Here is a 5,221-nt window from a genome sequence, read left to right as displayed (position 1 = left end):
AACACAGTGGACGCGAGCAACTGAGGACAAGCCCTCGGCCTATTAGTACCGGTCACCTCCACCAGTTACCTGGCTTCCAGATCCGGCCTATCAACCCAGTCGTCTACTGGGAGCCTTACCCCATCAAGTGGGTGGGAGTCCTCATCTCGAAGCAGGCTTCCCGCTTAGATGCTTTCAGCGGTTATCCCTCCCGAACGTAGCCAACCAGCCATGCCCTTGGCAGAACAACTGGCACACCAGAGGTTCGTCCGTCCCGGTCCTCTCGTACTAGGGACAGCCCTTCTCAAGACTCCTACGCGCACAGCGGATAGGGACCGAACTGTCTCACGACGTTCTAAACCCAGCTCGCGTACCGCTTTAATGGGCGAACAGCCCAACCCTTGGGACCGACTCCAGCCCCAGGATGCGACGAGCCGACATCGAGGTGCCAAACCATCCCGTCGATATGGACTCTTGGGGAAGATCAGCCTGTTATCCCCGGGGTACCTTTTATCCGTTGAGCGACGGCGCTTCCACAAGCCACCGCCGGATCACTAGTCCCGACTTTCGTCCCTGCTCGACCCGTCGGTCTCACAGTCAAGCTCCCTTGTGCACTTACACTCAACACCTGATTGCCAACCAGGCTGAGGGAACCTTTGGGCGCCTCCGTTACCCTTTAGGAGGCAACCGCCCCAGTTAAACTACCCATCAGACACTGTCCCTGATCCGGATCACGGACCCAGGTTAGACATCCAGCACGACCAGACTGGTATTTCAACGACGACTCCACAACCACTGGCGTGGCCGCTTCAAAGTCTCCCAGCTATCCTACACAAGCCGAACCGAACACCAATATCAAACTGTAGTAAAGGTCCCGGGGTCTTTCCGTCCTGCTGCGCGAAACGAGCATCTTTACTCGTAGTGCAATTTCACCGGGCCTATGGTTGAGACAGTCGAGAAGTCGTTACGCCATTCGTGCAGGTCGGAACTTACCCGACAAGGAATTTCGCTACCTTAGGATGGTTATAGTTACCACCGCCGTTTACTGGCGCTTAAGTTCTCAGCTTCGCCCCACCGAAATGGAGCTAACCGGTCCCCTTAACGTTCCAGCACCGGGCAGGCGTCAGTCCGTATACATCGCCTTACGGCTTCGCACGGACCTGTGTTTTTAGTAAACAGTCGCTTCTCGCTGGTCTCTGCGGCCACCCCCAGCTCAGACCGTAAAGATCATCACCAGGAATGGCCCCCCTTCTCCCGAAGTTACGGGGGCATTTTGCCGAGTTCCTTAACCATAGTTCACCCGAACGCCTCGGTATTCTCTACCTGACCACCTGAGTCGGTTTAGGGTACGGGCCGCCATGAAACTCGCTAGAGGCTTTTCTCGACAGCATAGGATCATCCACTTCACCACAATCGGCTCGGCATCAGGTCTCAGACACAAAGTGCGCGGATTTACCTACACACCGTCCTACACCCTTACCCCGGGACAACCACCGCCCGGGATGGACTACCTTCCTGCGTCACCCCATCACTCACCTACTAACCGCTTGGTTCAGCGGCTCCACCACTCCCCTCAACTCCGAAGAGATCAGGGCGGCTTCACGGCCTTAGCATCACGATGCTCGATGTTTGACGCTTCACAGCGGGTACCGGAATATCAACCGGTTATCCATCGACTACGCCTGTCGGCCTCGCCTTAGGTCCCGACTTACCCTGGGCAGATCAGCTTGACCCAGGAACCCTTAGTCAATCGGCGCACACGTTTCTCACGTGTGAATCGCTACTCATGCCTGCATTCTCACTCGTCAACCGTCCACAACTACCTTCCGGTGCTGCTTCACCCGGCAGACGACGCTCCCCTACCCATCACAGCACCCGTTGGGGCTATTGCTGCAATGACACGACTTCGGCGGTACGCTTGAGCCCCGCTACATTGTCGGCGCGGAATCACTAGACCAGTGAGCTATTACGCACTCTTTCAAGGGTGGCTGCTTCTAAGCCAACCTCCTGGTTGTCTGTGCGACTCCACATCCTTTCCCACTTAGCGTACGCTTAGGGGCCTTAGTCGATGCTCTGGGCTGTTTCCCTCTCGACCATGGAGCTTATCCCCCACAGTCTCACTGCCGCGCTCTCACTTACCGGCATTCGGAGTTTGGCTAAGGTCAGTAACCCGGTAGGGCCCATCGCCTATCCAGTGCTCTACCTCCGGCAAGAAACACACGACGCTGCACCTAAATGCATTTCGGGGAGAACCAGCTATCACGGAGTTTGATTGGCCTTTCACCCCTAACCACAGGTCATCCCCCAGGTTTTCAACCCTGGTGGGTTCGGTCCTCCACGAAGTCTTACCTCCGCTTCAACCTGCCCATGGCTAGATCACTCCGCTTCGGGTCTTGAGCGTGCTACTGAAACGCCCTGTTCGGACTCGCTTTCGCTACGGCTTCCCCACACGGGTTAACCTCGCAACACACCGCAAACTCGCAGGCTCATTCTTCAAAAGGCACGCAGTCACGAGATGCAGCAAGCTGCATCCGACGCTCCCACGGCTTGTAGGCACACGGTTTCAGGTACTATTTCACTCCCCTCCCGGGGTACTTTTCACCATTCCCTCACGGTACTATCCGCTATCGGTCACCAGGGAATATTTAGGCTTAGCGGGTGGTCCCGCCAGATTCACACGGGATTTCTCGGGCCCCGTGCTACTTGGGTGTCTCTCAAGCAAGCCGCTGACATTTCGACTACGGGGGTCTTACCCTCTACGCCGGACCTTTCGCATGTCCTTCGTCTACATCAACGGTTTCTGACTCGCCCTACGGCCGGCAGACCGTAGAAGAGAGATCCCACAACCCCGCACACGCAACCCCTGCCGGGTCTCACACGCATACGGTTTGGCCTCATCCGGTTTCGCTCGCCACTACTCCCGGAATCACGGTTGTTTTCTCTTCCTGAGGGTACTGAGATGTTTCACTTCCCCTCGTTCCCTCCACACTGCCTATGTGTTCAGCAGCGGGTGACAGCCCATGACGACTGCCGGGTTTCCCCATTCGGAAACCCCCGGATCAAAGCCTGGTTGACGACTCCCCGGGGACTATCGTGGCCTCCCACGTCCTTCATCGGTTCCTGGTGCCAAGGCATCCACCGTGCGCCCTTAAAAACTTGGCCACAGATGCTCGCGTCCACTGTGCAGTTCTCAAACAACGACCAGCCACCCATCACCCCGAACCCATCAACAGGTCCGAGTGCACTGGGGCCGGCGACTGAGGAGAAGATCAGATCATTCCCTCAGACACCCAACAGCGTGCCCGACACCCCTCGCTGACAAGATCCGCTTTCCACGCCGAAGCAGTACTGGCGTTCTCATCCATCCGAAGTGTGCCGAGTAGTCAACGTTCCACCCATGAGCAACCAGCATCAGACATTCGCTGATGTACTGGCCTCTGACCGGGCGAACCCGGTAAGAAGTGCTCCTTAGAAAGGAGGTGATCCAGCCGCACCTTCCGGTACGGCTACCTTGTTACGACTTCGTCCCAATCGCTGGTCCCACCTTCGACAGCTCCCTCCCACAAGGGGTTGGGCCACCGGCTTCGGGTGTTACCGACTTTCGTGACGTGACGGGCGGTGTGTACAAGGCCCGGGAACGTATTCACCGCAGCAATGCTGATCTGCGATTACTAGCGACTCCGACTTCATGGGGTCGAGTTGCAGACCCCAATCCGAACTGAGACCGGCTTTTTGAGATTCGCTCCACCTCACGGTATCGCAGCTCATTGTACCGGCCATTGTAGCACGTGTGCAGCCCAAGACATAAGGGGCATGATGACTTGACGTCGTCCCCACCTTCCTCCGAGTTGACCCCGGCGGTCTCCCGTGAGTCCCCAGCACCACAAGGGCCTGCTGGCAACACGGGACAAGGGTTGCGCTCGTTGCGGGACTTAACCCAACATCTCACGACACGAGCTGACGACAGCCATGCACCACCTGTACACCGACCACAAGGGGGGCACTATCTCTAATGCTTTCCGGTGTATGTCAAGCCTTGGTAAGGTTCTTCGCGTTGCGTCGAATTAAGCCACATGCTCCGCCGCTTGTGCGGGCCCCCGTCAATTCCTTTGAGTTTTAGCCTTGCGGCCGTACTCCCCAGGCGGGGCACTTAATGCGTTAGCTGCGGCACGGACAACGTGGAATGTTGCCCACACCTAGTGCCCACCGTTTACGGCGTGGACTACCAGGGTATCTAATCCTGTTCGCTCCCCACGCTTTCGCTCCTCAGCGTCAGTATCGGCCCAGAGATCCGCCTTCGCCACCGGTGTTCCTCCTGATATCTGCGCATTTCACCGCTACACCAGGAATTCCGATCTCCCCTACCGAACTCTAGCCTGCCCGTATCGACTGCAGACCCGGGGTTAAGCCCCGGGCTTTCACAACCGACGTGACAAGCCGCCTACGAGCTCTTTACGCCCAATAATTCCGGACAACGCTTGCGCCCTACGTATTACCGCGGCTGCTGGCACGTAGTTAGCCGGCGCTTCTTCTGCAGGTACCGTCACTCTCGCTTCTTCCCTGCTGAAAGAGGTTTACAACCCGAAGGCCGTCATCCCTCACGCGGCGTCGCTGCATCAGGCTTTCGCCCATTGTGCAATATTCCCCACTGCTGCCTCCCGTAGGAGTCTGGGCCGTGTCTCAGTCCCAGTGTGGCCGGTCGCCCTCTCAGGCCGGCTACCCGTCGTCGCCTTGGTGAGCCGTTACCTCACCAACAAGCTGATAGGCCGCGGGCTCATCCTGCACCGCCGGAGCTTTACACCGTCAAGGATGCCCAAGACGGTCATATCCGGTATTAGACCCCGTTTCCAGGGCTTGTCCCAGAGTGCAGGGCAGATTGCCCACGTGTTACTCACCCGTTCGCCACTAATCCACCCCGAAGGGCTTCATCGTTCGACTTGCATGTGTTAAGCACGCCGCCAGCGTTCGTCCTGAGCCAGGATCAAACTCTCCGTGAATGTTTACTCGGCCGAAAAAAATCCAGCCGGTGCACATCCGAAGAGCGGAACAGTCGGAGGAATAGTCCGACCGTTCACAGCGTCCTCGCTGTGTTTATTTCAAAGGAACCACGTCCCGGTCATGACGACCGGAGACGGGGTATCAACATATCTGGCGTTGACTTTTGGCACGCTGTTGAGTTCTCAAGGAACGGTCGCTTCCTTTGTACTCACCCTCTCGGGCTTTCCTCCGGGCTTCCCTTCGG

General features: G+C 57.5%; 2 rRNA genes. Both read right to left on the bottom strand.

Annotated elements, in window-relative coordinates:
* Positions 1–22 precede the first annotated feature (22 nt).
* A 23S ribosomal RNA gene (locus VT52_RS31190) occupies positions 23–3,141 on the bottom strand.
* A 310-nt stretch (positions 3,142–3,451) separates the two neighbouring features.
* Positions 3,452–4,976: ribosomal RNA gene (locus tag VT52_RS31185) — 16S ribosomal RNA — on the bottom strand.
* The 16S and 23S rRNA genes sit together here, the layout of an rRNA operon.
* Positions 4,977–5,221 lie beyond the last annotated feature (245 nt).

The sequence above is a fragment of the Streptomyces malaysiense genome, assembly GCF_000980885.2.
Lineage (GTDB): Bacteria > Actinomycetota > Actinomycetes > Streptomycetales > Streptomycetaceae > Streptomyces > Streptomyces malaysiense.
This window is presented reverse-complemented; position numbering and strand designations above follow the sequence as displayed.